This is a genomic window from Aminobacter sp. NyZ550, from assembly GCF_025628925.2.
In the GTDB taxonomy this organism is placed as follows: Bacteria; Pseudomonadota; Alphaproteobacteria; order Rhizobiales; family Rhizobiaceae; genus Aminobacter; species Aminobacter ciceronei.
Map to the genome: position 1 here is coordinate 184,569 of NZ_CP114190.1, position 22,824 is coordinate 207,392.

15 protein-coding genes and 2 riboswitches are annotated in these 22,824 nt (G+C 62.9%); of the genes, 6 read left to right on the forward strand and 9 right to left on the reverse strand.

Annotated features, from left to right (window positions below; all coding sequences use genetic code 11):
- Positions 1-2: 2 nt before the first annotated feature.
- From N7E70_RS00930 to N7E70_RS00965, 8 genes are all read right to left on the reverse strand, one after another.
- The gene (locus N7E70_RS00930) at positions 3-1,100 is read right to left on the reverse strand and encodes a hybrid-cluster NAD(P)-dependent oxidoreductase (protein ID WP_263005215.1); all 1,098 of its coding nucleotides are present in this window, start codon (positions 1,098-1,100) and stop codon (positions 3-5) included.
- 22 nt (positions 1,101-1,122) lie between these two features.
- Complete coding sequence (locus tag N7E70_RS00935; RefSeq protein ID WP_067954754.1) at positions 1,123-2,370, reverse strand: aromatic ring-hydroxylating oxygenase subunit alpha; 1,248 nt, start codon at positions 2,368-2,370, stop codon at positions 1,123-1,125.
- A 118-nt stretch (positions 2,371-2,488) separates the two neighbouring features.
- A riboswitch (cobalamin riboswitch) is annotated at positions 2,489-2,695 on the reverse strand.
- Positions 2,696-2,782: 87 nt separating this feature from the next.
- Complete coding sequence (gene metH, locus N7E70_RS00940; protein WP_210301677.1) at positions 2,783-6,520, reverse strand: methionine synthase; 3,738 nt, start codon at positions 6,518-6,520, stop codon at positions 2,783-2,785.
- Between the two features lie 186 nt (positions 6,521-6,706).
- Positions 6,707-7,465 carry a precorrin-6A synthase (deacetylating) gene (gene cobF, locus N7E70_RS00945; RefSeq protein ID WP_263005209.1) on the reverse strand — a complete coding sequence of 253 codons (759 nt, stop codon included), beginning with the start codon at positions 7,463-7,465 and terminating at the stop codon, positions 6,707-6,709.
- Positions 7,462-7,695, reverse strand: coding sequence for a hypothetical protein (locus tag N7E70_RS00950; protein WP_263005210.1), 234 nt, complete (start codon positions 7,693-7,695; stop codon positions 7,462-7,464). The genes cobF and N7E70_RS00950 overlap by 4 nt, the downstream gene beginning before the upstream one ends.
- Positions 7,686-8,813 carry a ribonucleotide-diphosphate reductase subunit beta gene (locus tag N7E70_RS00955; protein ID WP_263005211.1) on the reverse strand — a complete coding sequence of 376 codons (1,128 nt, stop codon included), beginning with the start codon at positions 8,811-8,813 and terminating at the stop codon, positions 7,686-7,688. The genes N7E70_RS00950 and N7E70_RS00955 overlap by 10 nt, the downstream gene beginning before the upstream one ends.
- 27 nt (positions 8,814-8,840) lie before the next feature.
- A complete protein-coding gene (locus N7E70_RS00960; protein ID WP_263005212.1) occupies positions 8,841-11,726 on the reverse strand; it encodes a ribonucleoside-diphosphate reductase subunit alpha in 2,886 nt (961 codons plus the stop codon).
- Between the two features lie 110 nt (positions 11,727-11,836).
- Positions 11,837-12,048, reverse strand: a riboswitch (cobalamin riboswitch).
- A 74-nt stretch (positions 12,049-12,122) separates the two neighbouring features.
- Entirely contained in the window at positions 12,123-13,883 is a 1,761-nt protein-coding gene (locus N7E70_RS00965) for a peptidase domain-containing ABC transporter (RefSeq protein ID WP_263005213.1), read from the reverse strand.
- 358 nt (positions 13,884-14,241) lie between these two features.
- On the opposite strand from N7E70_RS00965, the gene N7E70_RS00970 reads away from it, so the two are divergent.
- From N7E70_RS00970 to N7E70_RS00985, 4 genes are all read left to right on the forward strand, one after another.
- Positions 14,242-16,542: a TonB-dependent hemoglobin/transferrin/lactoferrin family receptor gene (locus N7E70_RS00970; protein ID WP_263005214.1), complete on the forward strand. Its 2,301-nt coding sequence runs from the start codon at positions 14,242-14,244 to the stop codon at positions 16,540-16,542.
- Positions 16,543-16,607: 65 nt separating this feature from the next.
- Positions 16,608-18,344, forward strand: coding sequence for an ABC transporter ATP-binding protein/permease (locus tag N7E70_RS00975; RefSeq protein ID WP_269441435.1), 1,737 nt, complete (start codon positions 16,608-16,610; stop codon positions 18,342-18,344).
- A 9-nt stretch (positions 18,345-18,353) separates the two neighbouring features.
- A complete protein-coding gene (locus N7E70_RS00980) occupies positions 18,354-19,076 on the forward strand; it encodes a hypothetical protein (protein WP_182573574.1) in 723 nt (240 codons plus the stop codon).
- Between the two features lie 5 nt (positions 19,077-19,081).
- Positions 19,082-19,924: a ChaN family lipoprotein gene (locus tag N7E70_RS00985; RefSeq protein ID WP_263005217.1), complete on the forward strand. Its 843-nt coding sequence runs from the start codon at positions 19,082-19,084 to the stop codon at positions 19,922-19,924.
- A gap of 406 nt (positions 19,925-20,330) precedes the next feature.
- On the opposite strand, the gene N7E70_RS00990 is transcribed toward N7E70_RS00985, so the two are convergent.
- Entirely contained in the window at positions 20,331-20,558 is a 228-nt protein-coding gene (locus N7E70_RS00990) for a hypothetical protein (protein WP_067954773.1), read from the reverse strand.
- 259 nt (positions 20,559-20,817) lie between these two features.
- On the opposite strand from N7E70_RS00990, the gene N7E70_RS00995 reads away from it, so the two are divergent.
- Positions 20,818-21,132 (forward strand): co-chaperone GroES, encoded by a 315-nt coding sequence (locus tag N7E70_RS00995; RefSeq protein WP_154384592.1) that lies wholly within the window; start codon positions 20,818-20,820, stop codon positions 21,130-21,132.
- 39 nt (positions 21,133-21,171) lie between these two features.
- A complete protein-coding gene (gene groL / locus N7E70_RS01000) occupies positions 21,172-22,797 on the forward strand; it encodes a chaperonin GroEL (RefSeq protein ID WP_154384591.1) in 1,626 nt (541 codons plus the stop codon).
- Positions 22,798-22,824 lie beyond the last annotated feature (27 nt).

Genomic DNA, 22,824 nt, shown 5'->3' on the forward strand with positions numbered 1-22,824 from the left:
CGCTACGCCTCGACCTCGATCGCCGACAGCGGCTTCGAGCAGCAGGCAAGGATGAAGCCATCGTCGATCTCATGGTCGAGGATGCCGCCATTGTGGCTCATCTCGACCTCGCCGGAGAGCTTCCTGACCTTGCAGGTGCCGCATAGGCCGAACTCGCAGGCCGCCGGAATACGCACGCCCGAAGCACGCGCCGTCTGCAGCACGGTCTGGCCGGAGAGGCAGTCGGCGTCGACATCAGACAACGCGAAACGAACCGGCAGGACGGCATCCGGCACAGTCTCGCTGTCCCCGCCCGGCGTCGAGAACGGCGCGGGGACCTCCTCGACGGCAGGTGCGGCAAAGCTTTCCTGATGGTAGCGGGACATGTCGAAGCCGGAAGACTCGAGCATGCCGCGCACGGCGCGCATGAAGGGATCTGGGCCGCAGCAGAACACCTCACGCTCGCGGAAGTCGGGCGACAGCAACGGCAGTCGCACCGCATCGATGCGGCCCATATGGCCGAACCAGCCTTCGCGGCTCGACCGCTCCTCGATCATGAAACCGAGCGACAGTCCGGGCATGTGTGCGCCCAGCAGTTCGAGCTCCTTCCGGAAGATGATTTCTTCCGGACGGCGCGCGCAGTTGACGAAGGCAACGTCCGTCCACGGCGCGCAGTCGTTTAGCCAGCGCAGCATCGACATCATCGGCGTGATGCCGGACCCGGCCGAGACGAACAGATATTTGGCGGCCGGATGCTGGTGCAGCGAGAAGTCGCCTGAAGGGCCATAGGCCTTGATGCGGACGCCCGGCTTCAGATGGTCGAACATCCAGCGTGTGCCGACGCTGCCCGCCTGCGCCTTGACGGTGACGGCGATGGAGAACGGCCGCGACGGGCTGGACGACAGGGTGTAGGTGCGCATGACGGGTGCTGGTTCGGCCGGCAGTTCGAGCGTCACGAACTGGCCCGGCTTGTAGCGGAACCAGGTCTGGTTGTCGGAGCGGAAGGTGAAGGTCCTAACGTCGGGCGCCTCGTCAGTGACGCCGATGACCTCCAGCACCTGGAGCCGGTCGTTCCAGGGCGCCATTTCGTCGAGGTTGCGGTAAAGGCCAAGCTCGGTCATCGCGTTCATGCCCTTCTCCCGGTCAGGCGACGTTGCGCAGGACCGGCTTGCCGCCGTCGGCCAGCCGCGGTTCGATGAAGCCGACGTACCATTCGATGAACTGCATGACGCCGCCCTCGTGTTCCTCCGAATAAGGCCCGGGCTCGTAGGCCGGCGATTTGATGCCGAAGGCATTTTCCTCGACGATGCGGCGGTCCTGGTCGTTGGTCTCGGTCCAGACATGGGTCAGTTCGGCCAGGTCGTAGTCGACGCCTTCGACGGCATCCTTGTGAACCAGCCATTTGGTGGTGACGGCCGTTTCCGTGGCGCTGATCGGCAGCACGCGGAAGGTGACGGCATGGTCGCCGAGCACATGGTTCCAGGTTGTCGGATAATGATAGAGCAGCAGCGTGCCGATCCTGTCGGCCGAGACGCTGTCGGAGAGGTTTTTCCGCACTGCGCGCTTGCCCGACATGGTGTAGCTCACCGCGTCACGCAGCAGTGGCGCGCGTGTCGCCCTGTACTGGCCGCCGGCATCGATGCGGAACTTGCTCGGCAACCCCACCGCCTCGCACTTTGCCCAGTGCGCCAGCATTTCGGGATCGCTTTCGGCGCCATTGACGCCGGTAACGTTCGGCGCCTCGGGAAAGGTCTTGCACAGCTCAGGGTGATTGCCGGCGCAGTGGTAACACTCGCGGTTGTTTTCCCAGACCAGCTTCCAGTTTCCCTCCTCGACGATTGTGCTTTCGAAGGCGACCTTGGCTTCGCGCAGCCGGTGCGGCAGCAGGTACGGCTCGACCATGGCCCGCAACGGCGCGAAGTCGGCGGGCTCGTCGGCGAGGCAGATGAAGATGTAGCCGCCGACGGATTCGCAGGCGACCGGCTTCAGGCCGAACTGGCTCTTGTCGAAGCCTTCCGCCATCTGGCGCGCGAACAGCAGGCGGCCGTCGAGTTCGTAGGTCCACTGGTGATAGGGGCAGACGAGCTTTGCCGCGGTGCCCTTTTCTGTCGTGCAGACGCGGCTGCCGCGGTGGCGACAGGAATTGTGGAAGGCGCGCAGCTCACCCTTCTGGTCGCGGACGAGCACGACGGGATAGTCGCCGACCTGGACGGTGAAGAAGCTGCCCGGCTTGGCCAGTTCGCAGTCATGGCCGACAAACAGCCAGTCGCGGTACCAGATCAGCTCAAGGTCGAGCCGATAGAAATCCGGGTCGGTGTAAAAGGGCTGTGCCAGGCTGAATCCGTCGCGGCGTCCGCGCAGCAGCTTCAGCATTTCGTTCTTCGCATCCATGTCCTGTCCTCGCACCAAGGACTGAACGGGTGGCTTGATTTGGGAAGAACGCCAGCCGGCGGACGCAGAGGTCCGTGCAGCAACGATCCGCCTCTTGACCGCCCACCGCGATCAGTCGAGTTCTGTCAGGTTCAAGGCTGGTTTCCGGGCTTCGGAGCTGTCCTTTCGGACTGTCTCGACACCTTCCCAGGCCGGCTTGCCCAGTGGTCTCCCGTCGAAACAATAACTCCGCCACCGTTGCGGGGGCAGCGCCGGCTTCTCACCGGCTTCCCAATTCTCCGCTTCGTCTCACACTCGAAGCAGCACCTTGAACATGACCGGATCAGACCACGGATTGGTGGCCGGGCACGAGCATGAAAACGACATGGGCTCAGCGCAAAGGCGACAGAGCCCATGTGATGTCATCGTGTTGCTATTCGGCCGCTTCGGCGAACGATGCCGGCACATAGTTGAGGATCGGCCCGAGCCAGCGCTCGACCTCGGCGACGGTCATGCCCTTGCGCCGCGCATAATCCTCGACCTGGTCGCGCTCGACCTTGGCGACGCCGAAATAATAACTCTCGGGGTGGGCGAGATAGATGCCGGAGACCGACGAGCCCGGCCACATCGCCATGCTTTCGGTGAGGCTGACGCCGGCGGTTTTCTCGGCATCGAGCAGGCGGAACAAGGTCACCTTTTCGGTGTGGTCGGGCTGGGCGGGATAGCCCGGCGCCGGACGGATGCCGCGATAGGGCTCGCCGATCAGGTCGTCGGGCGCGAGGTCTTCATCAGGCGCGTAGCCCCAGAACTCCTTGCGCACCTTCTCGTGCATGCGTTCAGCGAAGGCCTCTGCGAAACGGTCGGCCAGCGCCTTGACCATGATCGAGGAGTAGTCGTCATTGGCGCGTTCGAAGCGCTCGGCGATCGCCACTTCCTCGATGCCTGCAGTGACCACGAAGCCGCCGAGATAATCCGGCTTGCCGCCGTCGGCGGGAGCGATGAAGTCGGCCAGTGCGACATTGGCCTTGCCGTCGCGCTTGGTCAGCTGCTGGCGCAGGGTGAAGAAGGTGGCAAGCTCCTCGCTGCGTGCCTCGTCGGTGAACAGCCTGACGTCGTCGCCGACCGAATTGGCCGGCCAGAAGCCGATGACGGCCTTGGGCGCGAACCACTTCTCGTCGATGATCTTGCGCAGCATCGCCTGCGCGTCGTCGAATAGCTGGCGCGCCGCGGCGCCCTGCTTCTCGTCCTCGAGGATCTTGGGGTAACGGCCCTTGAGTTCCCAGGTCTGGAAGAACGGCGTCCAGTCGATGTAGCGGGCGAGTTCGGCCAGGTCCCAGGCTTCGAACACCCTGGTGCCGAGGAAGGTTGGCTTCGGCGGCGCATAAGATGACCAGTCGACCTTGTGCGCATTGGCACGCGCCTTGGCCAACGGCAATCGCTGCTTGTCAGCTTCGGCGCGGTGATGGGCGTCGGCGACCTTCTGGTATTCGGCCTGCACCTGTTCAACGTAGCCGCCCTTGGCCTCAGGGGACAGCAGGTTGGACACCACGCCAACAGCGCGGCTGGCATCGGTGACGTAGATTGTCTGGCCGGCGCTGTAGCGCGGATGGATCTTCACCGCGGTGTGGACACGACTCGTGGTGGCGCCGCCGATCAGCAGCGGAATGTCGAACCCCTCGCGCTCCATTTCGGCGGCGACATGCGCCATTTCGTCGAGCGAGGGCGTGATCAGGCCGGACAGGCCAATGATGTCGACCTTCTCGTCTTTGGCAACCTGGAGGATCTTGGTTGCCGGCACCATGACGCCGAGATCGATGATCTCGTAGTTGTTGCAGGCCAGCACGACGCCGACGATGTTCTTGCCGATGTCATGGACGTCGCCCTTCACCGTCGCCATCAGAATCTTGCCGGCAGTCTGGCGTTCGCCATTGTCGATCCCATTGGCGGCGTTGGCCGCCTTCTCCGCCTCCATATGTGGCAGCAAGCCGGCCACCGCCTGCTTCATGACACGGGCCGACTTGACGACCTGCGGCAGGAACATCTTGCCGGCACCGAACAGATCGCCGACGACATTCATGCCGGCCATCAGCGGGCCTTCGATGACATGCAACGGACGCTCGGCCTGCAGCCGCGCCTCGTCGGTGTCGGCGTCGATGAATTCGGTGATGCCATTGACCAGCGCGTGGCTGATACGGCTCTCGACCGGCCAGTCGCGCCAGGCGAGATCGCGCTCCTTTGCTTCCTTGCCGGCCGCGCCCTTGAAGCGCTCGGCAATGTCCAGCAGCCTTTCGGTGGCGGTGCCGCCGGCCTTGGGCAGGCGGTTGAGCACGACGTCCTCACAGGCCTCGCGCAGCTCCGGGTCGATCGATTCATAGACGGCGAGCTGGCCGGCATTGACGATGCCCATGTCCATGCCGGCCTGGATGCAGTGATACAGGAACACGGCGTGCATCGCCTCTCGCACCGGCTCGTTGCCGCGAAACGAGAACGACAGGTTCGACACGCCGCCCGAGACATGGACATGCGGCAAGGTCTGGGTGATTTCCCGCGTCGCCTCGATGAAGTCGACACCGTAATTGTCGTGCTCCTCGATGCCGGTGGCGACAGCGAAGATGTTGGGATCGAAGATGATGTCCTCGGGCGCGAAGCCGGCTTGCTCGGTCAAGAGCTTGTAGGCGCGGGTGCAGATCTCGACCTTGCGCGCCTTGGTGTCGGCCTGACCCTGCTCGTCGAATGCCATGACGACGACGGCAGCGCCATAGGCCCGGCACAGCCGGGCATGATGCAGGAAGGCTTCCTCGCCTTCCTTCATCGAGATCGAATTGACGATCGGTTTGCCCTGGACGCATTTCAGCCCGGCCTCGATCACCTCCCATTTGGAGCTGTCGATCATGACGGGCACGCGCGCGATGTCGGGTTCGGCGGCGATCAGATTGAGGTACTCGACCATCGCCTTCTTCGAGTCGATCAGGCCCTCGTCCATGTTGATGTCGATGATCTGCGCGCCATTGACGACCTGGTCGCGGGCGACGTCGAGGGCGGCGGCATAGTCGCCTGATGTGATCAGCTTGCGGAACTTGGCCGAGCCGGTGACGTTGGTGCGCTCGCCGACATTGACGAAGGGGATCTCGTCGGTGAGCGTGAACGGCTCGAGGCCCGACAGGCGCATCTGCGGCTTGAGCTCCGGCACCTGGCGCGGTGGATATTTGGCGACAGCCTGCGCGATGGCGCGGATGTGCTCAGGCGTCGAGCCGCAGCAGCCGCCGACAATGTTGATGAAACCCTCGCGCGCGAATTCCTCGACCTGGGAGGCCATGAATTCGGGGCTCTCGTCATACTGGCCGAAGGCGTTGGGCAGGCCGGCATTGGGATAGGCGCAGATGAAGGTCTCGGCGACATCGGACAGTTCGGCCAGATGCGGGCGCATGGCGGCCGCACCAAGCGCGCAGTTGAGGCCGACCGTGAACGGTTCGGCATGACGGACCGAATTCCAGAAGGCCGACGGCGTCTGGCCGGACAATGTGCGGCCGGACAGGTCGGTGATGGTGCCCGAAATCATCACCGGCAGGCGCACGCCCTTTTCGATGAAGATCTCGTCGCAGGCAAAGATCGCCGCCTTGGCGTTGAGCGTGTCGAAGATGGTCTCGATCAGGATGATGTCGGCGCCGCCGTCGATCAGGCCACGCAGCTGTTCGCCGTAAGCGATGCGCAAATCGTCGAAGGTGACGGCGCGGTAGCCGGGATTGTTGACGTCAGGCGAGATCGAGGCGGTGCGGTTGGTCGGCCCGAGCGCGCCGGCGACAAAGCGGCGCTTGCCGTCTTCCTGCTGCGCCCGGACGACGGCGCGGCGGACCAGCCGCGCGCCGTCGCGATTGAGCTCATAGACCATGTCCTCCATGCCGTAGTCGGCCTGGGCGATGGAGGTCGACGAAAAGGTGTTGGTCTCGATGATGTCAGCGCCGGCGATGGCGTATTTGTAGTGGATCTCCTCGATCGCCTTGGGCTGCGACAGGATCAAGAGGTCGTTGTTGCCCTGCTGATGGCAGGCGCAACCGGTGAATTTGTCGCCGCGGAAATGGTCCTCGTCGAAGCCGAGCCCCTGGATCTGGGTACCCATCGCGCCATCGAGAATCAGGATGCGCTCACTCGCCGCCGCTTTCAGCGCTGCCATCACCTCCGAACCGTCTGGCTTGGCGGCAACCGACCCAAACAGGGCGTCGAGCGAGGTGGCGTTTTGCGACACTTTTCATCCTTTCGGCGACAAAGCCGTCAGGTCACATAAAGACATCTTTATGTCAATATGTCGAGTGTGTCGTTGTCGCATTTGCGACCACGCGCAACACGACCAGCCTGCCGGCTAGTCCGGCTGCTTCAGCAGATAGGTGTCCATGATCCAGCCATTTTGCTCGCGCGCCTGTTTGTGGATGCGCTCGATGTCGCCGACGACCTCGCGCAACTTGCCCGACACCAGGATTTCATCCGGCGTGCCGACATAGGCGCCCCACCAGATGTCGAGATCACCATCGAGACCGGCGAAGGCACCTTCGCCGTCGAGCATGACGACGACGCTGTCGGCATTGTTGGGAAAACCCTCCGCAAGCTTGCGACCGGTGGTGATGGCGATCGACTGGCCGATCCTGTTCAGCGTGACCTTGTGCCGGGCGGCAAGCGCCTGGACGCTGGTGATACCCGGAATGACATCATATTCGAGTTCGAAGCCGCCCTTGGCCTGCAGCCGGTCGAGGATGCGCAGGGTACTGTCGTAAAGCGTCGGATCGCCCCAGACGAGGAACGCGCCGCACTCGTCTTCCTCGAGTTCCTCCATGAGCAGCTGTTGGTAGACGCCTTCGACAGCGTCATGCCAATCTGCGACGGCGGTGCCGTAGTCCTCCGCCGCCGGCCTGCGGCGAGGCACCTCGAACGCGACGGTGCGATAGCTCTGGTCGCGGATGAAGCGTTCGCAGATCTCGCGCCTGACCCGCGCCAGCCCGTCCTTCTCGATACCCTTGTCGGGGATGAAGAAGACGTTGACCCGGTTGAGCGCATCGACAGCCTGGATCGTGACATAGTCGGGATTGCCCGCACCGATGCCGATGACAAGAATCCTTCGCTTCATGACGGCATGGCCCTGCCGCCGCCGAGTTCGGCGGCAAGGTCCAGGAACAATTGCCTGAGCCGGCGCGGCCCCGGATGCCTGCCACCATATTCGGCGAGCCGAGTGGCCTGCCGCGAGGCGGCCTCGTGGAGGTTGCCGCCTTCAGGCTGCGCGACCAGCCAAGCCAGGAACACCTGTTCGGGTTCGGGCATGACCGATGCAATGGTGGGACGGTTCCAGGTCAGTCCCATGCCAGTGCTCCACCATTCTGGTATTCGATGACACGGGTCTCGAAGAAGTTCTTCTCCTTCTTCAAATCCATCGCCTCGGACATCCACGGGAATGGGTTCTCGACTTCGGCGAAGACCGGCGGCAGGCCGAGCTGGGCGCAGCGCCGGTTGGCGATGAAGTGCATATAGGTTTCGCAAAGCGCTGCATTGAGGCCAAGGAAACCGCGCGGCATCGTATCGCGGCCATAGGAGGCCTCGAGCTCAGCAGCCGTGCGGATCATGCCACGGATCTCATCCTGGAACGCCGGCGTCCACAGATGCGGGTTCTCGTGCTTGATCTGGTTGATGACGTCGATGCCGAAGTTCAGATGGATCGACTCGTCCCGCAGGATGTACTGGTACTGCTCGGCAATGCCGACCATCTTGTTGCGCCGGCCCAAGGACAATATCTGGGCGAAACCGGTGTAGAACCACATGCCCTCGAAGATGACGTAGAAAGCGACGAGGTCGCGCAGGAAGGCCTGGTCGGCTTCAGGCGTGCCGGTCCTGAAATCCGGATCGTCGAGATGCTGTGTGTGCTTCAGCGCCCATGCCGCCTTGTCGGTGATCGAGGGCACCTCGCGGTACATGTTGAACAGCTCGCCTTCGTCCAGGCTGAGGCTCTCCACGATGTACTGGAAGGTGTGGGTGTGCACCGCCTCCTCGAAGGCCTGGCGCAGCAGATATTGCCGGCATTCCGGATTGGTCAGATGGCGGTAGATGGCCAGCACGATGTTGTTGGCAACCAGGCTCTCCGACGCGGCGAAGAAGCCGAGATTGCGCTTGATCATGCGCCGTTCGTCGTCGGTCAGCCCATCCTTCGACTTCCACAGGCCGATGTCGGCCTGCATCGACACTTCGGTCGGCATCCAGTGATTGTTGCAGCCGGCGAGATATTTCTCCCAGGCCCAGCGGTATTTGAGCGGCAGAAGCTGGTTCACGTCGGCACGGGCGTTGATCATGCGCTTGTCGTCGACGCGGACGCGGCCACCGCCGCGTTCGATCACACCCAGCCCCGTGGCATCGGCAAGCGGGACGTCGCCTGTGAAGGCGGGGTGGATGGTTGCGGCGGCAGCCTTTGGTTCGGACCAGTCGAGCATCTTGTTGTTCCTTTTCCTGATCGCCGCTTACTGACAGGCTTCACATTCGGGATCGTCGATGGCGCAGGCCTTGCCCCATGCGACATCGGCGTTGACGATGATTGGGACTGACGCTGCAACAGCTACAGCGGAGACGGAATTGAGCTTGCCGTCGGTGCCCTTCAGCGTCGACTTCTCGACATGCGAGGCCGAGCGCGAGCGCAAATAGTAGGTCGTCTTCAGGCCCTTGTTCCATGCCAGGCGGTAGAGCGCGTCGAGCTTCTTGCCGCTTGGATCGGCGATGTAGAGGTTGAGCGACTGGGCCTGGTCGATCCATTTCTGCCGACGCGACGCTGCCTCGATCAGCCAGGCACTGTCGATCTCGAAGGCGGTAGCGAAGAGCGCCTTGAGGTCGTCGGGGATGCGGTCGATCCGGCCGATCGAGCCGTCGAAATATTTGAGGTCGGAGACCATGACCTCGTCCCACAGGCCGCGCGCCTTCAGCTCATGCACCAGTGCTGCGTTGACCACGGTGAAGTCGCCGGACATGTTCGATTTGACGAACAGGTTCTGGTAGGCCGGCTCGATCGATTGCGCGACACCGCAAATGTTGGAGATGGTCGCCGTCGGCGCGATCGCCATGGTGTTGGAGTTGCGCATACCTGTCTTCCTGACGCGCTTGCGCAAGGCATCCCAGTCGAGCGTCGAGGCGCCGTCCATGTCGACACCGGGGCGCGCCTTGGCCAAGAGGTCGATGGAATCGATCGGCAGGATGCCCTTCGACCACAGCGAACCGTCAAAGCTCGGATAACGCCCGCGTTCGGCGGCAAGGTCGCAGGACGCCGAAATCGCGTTGTAGGAGATCGCCTCCATGCTGGCGTCGGCGAAGGCCACGGCAGCGTCTGACGCATAGGGGATCTTCAGCGCCTGAAGTGCATCCTGGAAACCCATCAGGCCGAGGCCGACAGGACGATGCTGCAGGTTGGAGCGCCTGGCTTCGGGGATGGTGTAGAAATTGATGTCGATGACATTGTCGAGCATGCGCATCGCCGTCTTCACGGTGCGCGCCAGACGGTCGATGTCGAGCCCCTCGGCTGCGATATGATTGGCAAGATTGACCGAACCGAGATTGCAGACGGCGACCTCGTCCTTCGAAGTGTTGAGGGTGATCTCGGTGCACAGGTTCGACGAGTGGACGACGCCGATATGGCCCTGCGGCGAGCGGATGTTGCATGGGTCCTTGAAGGTGATCCAGGGATGGCCTGTTTCGAACAGCATGGTCAGCATCTTGCGCCAGAGGTCCAGCGCCCTGACCGTGCGGAACACCTTGATCCCGCCCGCCGAAGCCTTGGCTTCGTAGGCCTCGTAGGCCGCCTTGAACGCCGTGCCGTAGAGGTCGTGCAGGTCGGGCGTCTCATCAGGCGAAAACAGCGTCCATTCGCCATCGGCCTCGACGCGTTCCATGAACAGGTCCGGCACCCAGTTGGCGGTGTTCATGTCGTGGGTGCGGCGGCGGTCGTCGCCGGTGTTCTTCCGGAGGTCGAGGAACTCCTCGATATCGACGTGCCAAGTCTCGAGATAGGCGCAGACCGCACCCTTGCGCTTGCCGCCCTGGTTGACGGCGATCGCCGTGTCGTTGGCCACCTTGAGGAACGGCACCACGCCCTGGCTCTCGCCATTGGTGCCCTTGATGTGGGCGCCGAGGCCGCGCACCGAGGTCCAGTCATTGCCGAGCCCGCCGGAATATTTGGCCAACAACGCATTGTCCTTCACCGCCTTGAAGATGCCGTCGAGATCGTCGGCGACAGTGGTGAGGAAACAGGACGACAATTGCGGGCGCAGCGTGCCGGAGTTGAACAGCGTTGGCGTCGAGGCCATGAAATCGAAGGACGACAAAAGATCATAGAACTCGATGGCGCGGCTCTCGCGGTCGATCTCGCGGCCTGCCAGGCCCATCGCCACGCGCATGAAAAAGGCCTGCGGCAGTTCGAAACGCTTGTCTTTGCTGTGCAGGAAATAGCGGTCATAGAGCGTCTGCAGACCCAGATACTGGAACTGCAGGTCGCGCTCGGGCTTCAGCGCGGCACTGAGCCTGGCAAGGTCGAAACGGCCAAGTTCGGGGTCGATCAATTCGGCCTTGATGCCGGTGGCGACGAAGGCGGGGAAATAGGTGGCATAGCGCTCGGTCATTTCGGCCTGGGTGGCCTGCTCAGACCTGGCCGAGACGAAGCTCAGTGCCTCGCGCCGCAACCGGTCTAGCAACAACCGGGCGCTGACGAAGGCGTAGTTCGGTTCGGTTTCGACAAGCGTACGGGCGGCCAGGATCGGCGCCAGCGAAAGCTCGTCGACGGTGATGCCGTCATAGAGATTGCGCCTTGTCTCGGCCAGGATCGCATCCGCTGAGACGGCCTCGAGCCCGCTGCAGGCCTCGTCGACAATGCGTGCCAGTCGCGTCTCGTTCAGCGGTGCCAGGCTGCCGTCATCGGCCTTGACCTGGAGCGGCGGTGCGGCGACCTCGACCGACGTGACCTTGGCGGCAGCGCGTTCGCGGGCACGTTCCTCGCGGTAGAGCACATAGGCGCGGGCGACCTTGTGATGCTCGGAGCGCATCAGCGCCAGTTCGACCTGGTCCTGGATTTCCTCGATATGGAAGGTGCGGCCGCTATCTGCCCGCCTGGTCAGCGCGGCGAACACCTGGCCGGCCAGTTCCTCGACGACGTCGTGGACGCGGCGCGAACCGGCGGCCACCGAACCCTCGGTGGCGAGAAATGCCTTGGTCAGCGCCATAGTGATCTTGGTCGCGTCGAACGGCGTCACCGCGCCGTTGCGCCGGATGACACGGTAGCCAGGTTCGGACGCGGTCTTGGAACCCTGGCTGAGAGCGGACGGAACGCTGTCGGTTCCGCTGGATTGAAGTGTGGAGGTCGCCGGCATCATCTTCCCCGATGGTTTGGGGGCGAAGGGCCTTGGGCGGACGCATGACGGATTTCAGCCGGCGCAAGCCGGCGGAACGCAAGCGCACCACCGGACACCCCGCCCGTGGACGTTCAGACTCGATCGCGGCAGGTCTCCTGGCTCGCAGGTCATTGCCGCTGTCTGGCCTTCCCAGCGCCCATTGGCGCCAGTGGCACTACGCGACAGCAACTCACTGCTTACAGTTGCGGGGGCAGCGCCGGCATTGCGAAATCGCGCACCGGCTTCCCTCTTAGCTCCCGAGCTGGAATCAACTCGGAAGACCACGATGTCTACATGTAGTATGACTGCCCGGTGTCGTGTCAACAGGTGGAAGAATCATTTCCACCTCATCGACCGATCAACGCCGGCGGCCGATCAATCCCTGACGTAGTCGCGCCACAGCGCCTGATAGACCGGGCATTCGGCATTCAGAGCCTCATGGCTGCCCGTGCCGACGATTCTGCCGTCGTCGAGCACGACGATCATGTCGGCCGAACGCGCCGAGAACAGATGGTGCGTGACGATGATGACGAGGCGGTCGCGGCCGAAGGCCAGCAGCTCACGCTCGAGCGCCATCGCCGATTCGGCGTCGAGCGCCGAAGTAGGTTCGTCGAAAACGGCGATGTGCGGATCGCGCAGCACGGCGCGCGAAATCGCCAGGCGCTGGCGCTGGTCGCCGGAGAGGTTCTGCCCTGCCTGCACCAGTTCGGTGTCGATGCCTTTGGGCAGGCCGGCGGTGAACTTGTCGGCGGAGGAAAACGCCAGCGCCTTGTCGATCTCGTCGTCGCGAAGCGGGCGCGGCAGCGACGCCTGAAGGTTCTCGCGGATGGTACCCGAAAACAGCGACGTCTCCTGGTCGACAACACCGATGCGGCCGCGCAGCCAGCGCGGATTGTAGGCGCGGACGTCGATGCCGCCGATTGCCACCTTGCCGGCATGATCGCGCTCCAGTCCCAAAAGCACGCGCAGCAGGCTGGACTTGCCGGAGCCATTGCGGCCGACGATCGCCACGACGCCCGTCGCCGGCAGCACCAGGCTGACACCGTTGAGTGCCGCAGCCGTCGCCTCGGGATAGCGGAAGGTCAGATCCTCGACCGTGATCGGGCCGAAATCAGCAGCACGCAGCGCCGGGGCAACGATGGCGCGCTCCGGCTGGCGCTTGAGGAAAGCCGCGAGGGCCGAGACGGTGGCGCTCACCGAATGGAACTGGATCAGGATGCCGGCACTGGTCAGCATCGGCATGGTCGCTCGGGTGACGAGCAGCTGCAGCGCAAGCAGGCCACCGATCGTGAGATCGCCGCGCAGGATGCGCCAGCAGCCGACGAGGACGACGAGCAGCGTCAGGATCTCGCTCAGCAGGCCAAGCGTGAACGAATAGGAGTGCGAGAGGTCGAGTATGTGCCAGCGCGCCTTGATGGCTTCGGCCGACTTCGCGGACCAGCGCCCGATGAAGAAGCGCTCAACCGCATTCGACTTGATGCCGCGGATGTTGCCTACCGTTTCAGCGGCCGCCCCCTGCAGAGCGCCGTTGAGGCGGAACGAGCTGCGGCTCGCCTCGCCCAGCTGGGCATTGGTCTTGCGGGCAAAGGCGGCGAAGATCAGGGCAACGACAAAGGCCAGCAGGCAGATGAGATAGTCGTAGTACAGCGCCACGGCGAACGAGACGGCAGCACCCAACATGGTGAGGAAGAAATTCGGCGCAGCGCTCAGCATGAAGGTGGCGACACGCTGGGATTCGTTGAGGAGGTTGATCGTGCTTCCGCCTGCGGATGCCGAACTCTCATAGGGGATGCGCATGAGGCGGAAGTAGATGCGTCTCGACAGCCGGGCGGTGAACCTTGCGTCCACGTCGTTGATCAGCGAGTTGTGCCAGCGTGAGGTCATGTGCCTGATAACCGCCGCCACGATGGCGATGGCGGCGAACTGGGTCGCTGCCCAACCGTCCTTGCCGACCATGACGCTGTCGACGATCTTCTGCGAAAGGATCGGAACCGTCACCGAGAGCACGATTCCGGCTAGCGAAAGTGCAATGGCAAGAAAAAACTTACGGCGGTAGATGCCCATGATCCGCATCAGTATCCGCCAATCGCCGAGCGGTATCTTGCGCAAGGCGTTCAGTTTCTCTCGAAATTTCATTGCCTACCCGACGCCGCTCGAACAACAGGGACGGGTTCGCTAGGTCATTCGCGCTTTCCTGTCAAATAATATGACAATGATAGTCATATTATTGTGAAACGCTTCGGCGAAAATCGCCCGCCTCGCGGAATGACGAACAAAACAAGTCTTCCAGATCCTCGCCAGCCGTAGCTGGGCGGCGCCGGCATGTGTCTGTTCCAGGTGAGGCCAGGTGTCGCGCCGCGCATCACCCGGCTTGCACACACCGCAGGACCCATTATACAGCCATCACCAATCTTGAGTCACAGACTCATATTAACTTACGCCAGCCCTTCGTTCGCGGACAGCCAGCTTTTCCAGATTTTTCGAGGGGGCTGTCATGTCTAACGTTCACACCGGCCGCGGTTCGCGGTCGCAAATGCTTCTGGCCGGCGTTTCGCTTCTGTTGCTGCAATCGGCCGGCATCGCCAGTGCCCAGACGGCAACGACACCGGCCAAGAAGGTCGAGGAAACGAAGCCGCTGCTGAGCAATGAAGAGCGCATCGTGCTCGACAGGCTCGTCGTCACATCGGCGCGCACCACCGGGAAGGTGCTCGACATTCCGATGTCGGTGTCGGTCATCGACCGCGAGACGCTGCAGCGCCATGTCGTCCGCGACATCCAGGACATGGTTCGCTACGAGCCGGGCGTCACCGTCTCGCGCACGACATCGCTTACCAATCCGTTCGGCCAGCTGACCGGCTTCAACATCCGCGCCATGGGCGGCAACCGCGTCCAGATGAGTGTCGACGGCAGCCGCATCCAGGAGCAGATCATCGACGGCAGCCGCGACTTCGTCGACCCCTTCAACATGCGCAGCGCCGAGATCGTACGCGGTCCGAACTCGGTGCTCCAAGGCGCCGACGCGCTGGGTGGCGCAGTCGCATTCCGCACGCTCGACCCCGACGATCTTCTCAACGGCTCGAAGCCATGGGCAGTCGAGATGAAGACCGCCTATGACAGCTACGACGATTCGTTCCGCAAGCAGGTGAGTGCGGCCGCTGAATCCGGCGACTTCAAGTTCCTCGGCAGCTTCGGTCATCTCGGGGCGTCGGAAGGCGATTTCAGCAACAGCCGCGCCGATGGCGGCCAGTGGGGCTGTCCACGCCAGGCGATCTGGCCGTGCAACAAGGCGTTTCCCGCCGACACCGACGCCTTCAACGGTCTGATGAAGCTGCAGTGGAACCCGACCCAGGATCACGAGGTCAAGCTGACCGGCGAGTGGTTCAACCGCAACACGACGATCCAGCAGATGTACGACTCGTCTGCGGGATCGACGTACGTCAACACCAGCTGGCAGCGCGAACTGGAGATGGAGCGTTACAGGCTGGCCCTGTCGCACGACTGGAAGGTCGACGCGCCGTGGCTCGATGAGATCAAGTGGCAGATCTCCTATTCGCCGCAGAAGCGCGACACCTACAGCAATCAGCTGCGCACCTACCCAACGCGCCGCCAACAGAACATCCAAGTCCGCAATTATGGCGAGGATTTCCTCGAGGCCGACGTGCAGGCCAACTCGTCCTTCGAACTGGGCGGCCTGTCGCACAAGCTGACCTATGGTTTCGACGGCGATCTGACCAAGAGCAACTATGACGGCTACAACATCACCAACAACCTGACAGCTGGCACCACGACCACCGCCAACAACCAGGGCTTCAACTTCCCGAAGGTCGACACCGTCCGCGCCGACATCTACCTTCAGGATGAGATCAAGCTGTTCGACGACCGGCTGACCATCACCCCAGGCGCGCGCCTGGCGCACTATTCCATCGATCCCACCGGCGACGCCGACTACAAGCCGAAGCCCGGCTTCGAGCCCCAGAAGATCGACGAGACCAAGCTGATCAAGCGGATCAGCGCGATGTATGAGCTGAACGACACCTATACGCTCTATGCCGGCTATGGCGAAGGCTTCAAGATGCCGACGTCGCAGCAGTTGTTCGTGTCGTCGGACAATCTTTTTACGTCTCCGCCATCCGTCCTGATTCCCAATCCGAACCTGAAGCCTGAATCCGTGCGCAGCTATGAGGCCGGCATTCGTGGCGAGCTCGACAAGGGTTACTTCAGCCTCACGGCCTTCTATGCCGACTACAAGGATTTCATCCGCTCTCTGCAGGAGGTTCCGGGCAGGCCGAACCACTACACCTCAGACAATGTCGAGGACGTGAAGGTCTGGGGCATCGAGTTCGGCGGCGAGTACGAGGTCTACGAAAACCTCTACCTGAACGGCTCGATCTCCTACCAGAAGGGCACGCAGCGGATTTCGGCAAGTGCTGCCGAAACGGCCTTCGACGGTGCGGTACCGCTCACCGCGGTGCTGGGCGGGCGTTACCTTGTCCCCGACTGGAACCTCGAAACGGAGTTGGTCGCCACCTTCGCCCATGGCGTCACCGAACGCGCCGACCCCAACGCCTTCAAGCCGGGCGGTTATGCTGTGTTCGACGCCTATGCCCGCTGGAAGCCGACCGAAAATGTCGATGTCGACTTCGGCATCCAGAACATCTTCGACCGCCGCTATTTCCCCAACACCCTCACTGGCGTCACCAACGTGATCTCGGGGCCGGTGGCCAACGCCAACAATCCGGAAATGCAGGTGGCGCCAGGCCGCACCTTCAAGCTCGGCGCAACGGTGCGCTTCTGAGCCAGATCGACAGCGATCCGACGCAGGGCACGTTGCCCCTGCGTCTTGCATGAAAGGCCATCGCGGTGACCAACGTCCTCAGGCAGTTCGTTCGCCTGCTCAAGCTCTGCATTGCCGGCAAGGGTGGCAAGACGAGCCTCGTCTACCTCACCGCGGTCATCGCGCTGCAACTGGCCGGCATCTATTTCACCATCAGGCTGGTGAGCTGGACCTCGGAATTCTACGGTGCGCTGGAAAAGGTCGACGCCAAGGCGGCGGTCTGGCAGATCTGGATCTTTGCCGGCATCGTCGCAGCCAATTCGGTGCGCTCACTGACGGCAGATTACCTGCAGAAAATGTTGCATATCAGGTGGCGCAGGTCACTGACCGAGGCAGCCCTCGGCTCGTGGTTCGCCGACCGCGCCTATTGGCGACTGACCCAGGGCGACTGCCCGCGCGAGGTCGACAATCCCGACCAGCGCATCGCCGACGATTGCGGCCTGTTCGTCAAGGGTATCCTCGACGAAGGCATCGAGCTGATCACCAAGATCGTCGGTATCTTCTCCTTTCTCGCGCTGCTGTGGGGGCTGTCGACCTTCGCGCTCAACTTCTCGCTGTTCGGTTTCGACGTCTCGATCCCGCGTTACATGGTCTGGGCGGCGTTCATTTATGTCGCGCTGTCGAGCGGGCTGACGCATCTGCTCGGCCGGCCGCTGAAATCGCTGTTCTACACGCAGCAGAAGCGCGAAGGCGATTTCCGCTTCGCCATGGCGCGCATCCGCCAGTCGGCCGACGAGATCGCGTTGATGGGTGGCGAGAACGTCGAGCGCACCGGGCTCGACCGCCGCTTCGACGGCATCGCACAGAACTGGCGCAAGATGGCGGGCCGCGAATTCCTGCTCGGCTGCTTCACCTTTCCCTATTCGCACACGGTGCTGCGCATCCCGCTGTTCGTTGCCCTGCCCGGCTTTCTCGCCGGCAGCATTGCGCTTGGCGGCCTGATGCAGATCGCCATGGCGTTTTCCAACGTCGTCACCACGCTGTCCTGGTTCATCTTCTCCTACAAGCCGCTGTCGAACCTCGTCGCCGCGTCTTCCCGTCTCGATGGCTTCCTCGCCGCGACCGAGGCGGTGCGCGGCCGTGCTTCGGGCATCGTCCAAGAGGCGTCGTCCGGCGGACTGCATGTGCACAAGCTCACGCTGCGGACACCGGAGGGGCGCGAGCTGCTGCCGCTACCGCGCCTCGATATCGGCGCCGGCGAAGCAGTGTGGCTGCGCGGGCAGTCGGGGCTCGGCAAGACCACTCTGCTCAAGGCGATGGCCGGCGGCTGGGACCATGGCGACGGTCGCATCGAGATGCCCTCGGCCAGCAAGCTGTTCCTGTCGCAGAAGGCCTATTTCCCGCAAGGCGACGTCTTCGAAGCGGTCGCCTACCCCGCGCCAGCCGAGGCCTTCACGCGACAGGAATTGCGACAGGCTATCGAAGCCGTCGGCTTCGGCGACAGCGACATGCTGCGGCTCGAAGATGCCTGGGAAGGCCATCCGCTGGTGTTGTCTGGCCTCTCTGGTGGCGAACTGCAGCGCTTGGCGCTGGCTCGCGCGCTTGTGCTGAAGCCGGACTGGCTGTTCCTCGACGAAGCCACCAGCGCGCTCGACGAGACGGCCGAGGCCGAACTGTTTTCCGTGCTCAAGAAAGAGTTGCCGGCCACGACATTCGTTATCGTCGCGCACCGCAGCCCGAAGGCGCTGGGGACCATTCGCGTCATCGATCTCGATCCGAAAGCCGAAGCGGCGAACGAAAATCCAGCACTGCAATTCGCATAGGAAATGCCCATGACCGCCCGCACGCCCCACAAACGCGAACGCCTCGACGTCGCCCCCACCGCCCTGCTGGCGCGGCTGCCGGCCATCGGCCGGGTGATGATCAATTCGGAACGCCTTGGCGCCACTCACGAGCGCATCGGCCCGGTCGAGAAAGTTCGCATCGAGGATGGCTGGCTGGTCTGCGAAGGGGCCGAGCACAACTCCCGCATCGAGCTGGCGGCGGTCGTCACAATCATCGTCGATCGCACGTCGGTGATGCGCGAAAAATCCTATCCGCGCATCGAACTGCGCGGCGCCGACGGTGAGAGCATCGCCAATGTCACCGGCTTCGAGGGCCTCGAACCGTTCGACGCCGTGCTTGCGGCCTTCCCGCAAGGCACCGAGCTTGCCGCCGAAGAGCGGACCGGCAGCCTGGACGAGCGCAAGGAACTGGACGCCGACGATGCCGGGCTCGAACCCTTCGCCGCGGCCGAGCGCAACGGCGGCCGCGTCAGGATCGAGTTCAGCCGTCCGTCCTTCTGGCAGGCCTGGGAAGGCGACATGCCGGTGGTCAAGCCTGTCATGGGCTACGTCAACGTCATGCGGCCGGACTTCCATCTTCATCTCAAGGGCGGATCGGTCGGCGGCTGGCGCCGCGAGGACAACGCAGGCGAGGCGCGCTTCGTCGCGCTGACCGCCGAAGGCGCCGAGACCGGGCTCACCGTTTCGGGCGCGCAGACGAGCTTCGGGTGACCGTCATGACCGAATGGAACCACCCTGTCGCGACATGGCTCGACGCCGACAGCGGAGCTTTGCTCGATCATACGGCGTTGATGCGCGAGGTCGCGCAGAGCGACGTGCTGCTGCTCGGCGAAACGCATGACCGCTTCGACATCCACCGCTGGCAGTTGCATGTCTGCACGGCGATGCGGACTTTGCGCAATGACATCGTCATCGGTTTCGAGATGTTTCCGCGCCGGTTGCAGCCGGTGCTCGACCAGTGGGTCGCCGGCAGTCTTGAGCGGGACGAATTTCTGAAGGCTGCCGAATGGGGCAAGGTCTGGGGGTTCCCGGCCGAGCTCTACCTTCCGATCTTCCATTTCTGCCGCGAGTTTGGCGTGCCGATGCTGGCGCTCAATTGCTACCGCGAACTGGTGACGCGGGTCGGCAAGGAAGGCTGGGACGCCGTTCCTGTCGACGAGCGTGACGGTCTCACGCCCTCGGCAAACGCGACGCCGGCCTATCGGCAATATCTGTTCGATACCACCGGCGGCGGCTCGCCGGCGCGCAAGGTGAAAGCGCCCGAGGCGCCGGAGTTCGACCGTTTCGTCCGGGCGCAGCAGACCTGGGATCGGGCGTTTGCCTGCAACATCGCCAAAGCGCGGACGGCCGACAGCTCGCCGCTGGTGATCGGCATCATCGGCCGCGGACATCTCGAATTTGGCCATGGCACGCCGTTCCAGCTGAAAGATCTCGGCGTCGACAAGGTGACGACGCTGCTGCCCAACGACACGGCGCAGGTCGACCAGGGGAAGGTCGGGGGAATTGCCCGGTCGCTGTTCCGGCTGCTGCCTCAAGCCGACGCCAGGCCAGCCGCCTGACGCGGGCAGAAGCTGCTTTTGGCAAAAGCTCTCCAGAAAAGAAAAAAGCGGGCATAGGCCCGCTTCCCTCTGGCTCCTGAAACTTGCATGCCGCCGGTACATTCGTGGTCGGCCAGCTGTCAATCAGGGCAAATGCAGCATTCCGCGGCAAAACCCACCATCGTATCTCGATGAGCGTTTCGCTCCCGGCGGAGTGCCGATGAGCCTTCATATGGGGAGGGATGTTCTACAAAACAATAGGCTAGCTGACAGCAAGGCCGGCATTCTTGATCGTACATCGACCGACTGGCATCCTGCCCCGCGCATCGGCCCGAAAATCGGAGTCGTTTTTCGGAAAGCACGACGCCCAGGTGCGTACACATGGGCTGACGCTCCAGGCAGGATTGGCAGTCAGGTGATGCGCTTGCTACTTTGCGGCGCGCGCCACGCGCTTCTTCTTGGCTTCTACGGGTTTCAGGGCCTCGGCAGCGCGGTCAGCCTCGTCCTTGGCCAAGCGCAATTCCCGCAACTTTGCCGTCTTGATGGCCCGAGCCTTTGCTTCTGACTGATAATCAGCCATGGCGCTGTTGCGCTCTGCTGCCTTCTTCTGTGCCTCGATCGAACGGGACTGCGCTTTTTCCAGAAAATTTTCCATGGCTACATCCAATATCTGAAATCCTCTTCGTGCGCGGAAAATAAAAATTCCACTGCACCTTAAATAGGGTTTCTCGACCTGGAATTCAAATTCCCAGCCTATTTGCACTGAATCATAATTTTAATCCGCCCCCTGGCGCCTGTTATTTTTGAATACTCTCGTGCATAGCGAATAATTTTTGGCACTCCTGTCATTCGAGTGCCAAAGGGCGTATATAGGACATGCGGTCCCCTATGCGCCGGCTGCAGAAAGAACATTCATGAAATTCCGACCACTTCACGACCGCGTCGTCATTCGGCGCGCCGAAGGCGATATCAAATCCAAGGGCGGCATCATCATCCCCGACAATGCCAAGGAAAAGCCCCAGCAGGGCGAAGTCCTTGCCGTTGGCCCGGGCACCCGCGACGAAAGCGGCAATCTGATCCCGCTCGACGTCAAGGCCGGCGACACAGTGCTGTTCGGCAAATGGTCGGGCACGGAGGTCAAGATCGACGGCGCGGATCTCCTGATCATCAAGGAGGCCGACATCATGGGCATCGTCGACACGAGCGAAGCCGCCAAGAAAGCCGCCTGATCCGGCTTTGCGACCTCAAGAACGAACTGGACGAAAATCATGCCTGCCAAGGAAATCAAATTCTCGACCGATGCCCGCGACCGCATGTTGCGTGGCGTCGAGCTGCTCAACAACGCCGTCAAGGTGACGCTCGGCCCTAAAGGCCGCAACGTCATCATCGACCGCGCTTATGGCGCGCCGCGCATCACCAAGGACGGCGTCACCGTCGCCAAGGAGATTGAGCTATCCGACAAGTTCGAGAACATGGGCGCGCAGATGGTGCGGGAAGTGGCCTCGAAGACCAACGACCTCGCCGGTGATGGCACAACGACGGCAACCGTGCTGGCTGCATCCATCCTCCGCGAAGGCGCCAAGCTGGTGGCCGCCGGCATGAACCCGATGGACCTCAAGCGCGGCATCGATCTTGCCGTGGCTGCCGTGGTCAAGGACATCCATGCGCGCGCCAAGAAGGTCAAGTCTTCGGACGAGATCGCCCAGGTCGGCACCATCGCCGCCAATGGCGATACCTCTGTCGGCGCTATGATCGCCAAGGCCATGGACAAGGTCGGCAATGAGGGCGTCATCACCGTAGAGGAAGCAAAGACCGCCGAGACAGAACTCGACGTCGTCGAAGGCATGCAGTTCGACCGCGGTTACCTCAGCCCCTACTTCGTCACCAATGCCGACAAGATGCGTGCCGAACTGGAAGACCCCTACATCCTCATCCACGAGAAGAAACTCGGCAATCTGCAGGCCCTGCTGCCAATCCTCGAAGCGGTGGTGCAGAGCGGCAGGCCGCTGCTCATCATCTCCGAAGACGTCGAAGGCGAGGCCTTGGCCACGCTCGTCGTCAACAAGCTGCGTGGCGGCCTGAAGGTCGCCGCCGTCAAGGCACCTGGCTTCGGCGATCGCCGCAAGTCGATGCTGGAAGACATTGCTGTCCTGACCGCCGGCCAGATGATCTCGGAGGATCTCGGCATCAAGCTCGAGAACGTCACCATCGAGATGCTCGGCCGGGCCAAGCGCGTGCTCATCGACAAGGACACGACAACCATCATCGACGGCTCCGGCGGCAAGGACGGTATTGCAGCCCGGATCGCACAGCTGAAGATGCAGATCGAGGAAAGCACCTCCGACTACGACAAGGAGAAGCTGCAGGAACGCCTGGCGAAGCTCGCTGGTGGGGTCGCCGTCATCCGCGTCGGCGGAGCGACCGAAACCGAGGTCAAGGAAAAGAAGGATCGCATCGATGATGCGCTGAACGCCACGCGTGCTGCCGTCGAAGAAGGCATCGTCGCCGGTGGCGGCGTGGCCCTGCTGCGGGCCAAGGCAGCGCTTGAGACGCTCACCGGAGCGAACGCCGACGTCACCGCCGGCATTTCGATCGTGCTGAAGGCGCTCGAGGCGCCGATCCGGCAGATCGCCGACAACGCCGGCGTCGAAGGCTCCGTCGTCGTCGGCAAGCTGATGGAAAGCAAGGATGCCAATCTGGGCTTCAATGCGCAGACAGAAGCCTATGTCGACATGATCAAGGCCGGCATCGTCGATCCCGCCAAGGTCGTTCGCACGGCCCTGCAGGATGCCGGCTCGGTCGCCGCCCTGCTGATCACCGCCGAAGCCATGATCGCCGACAGTCCGGCGAAGGAAGCCTCCAACGGCGGCAGCCCAGCCGGCATGGGTTACTAAGCGACACCTGAACCATCTGGCCGCGAC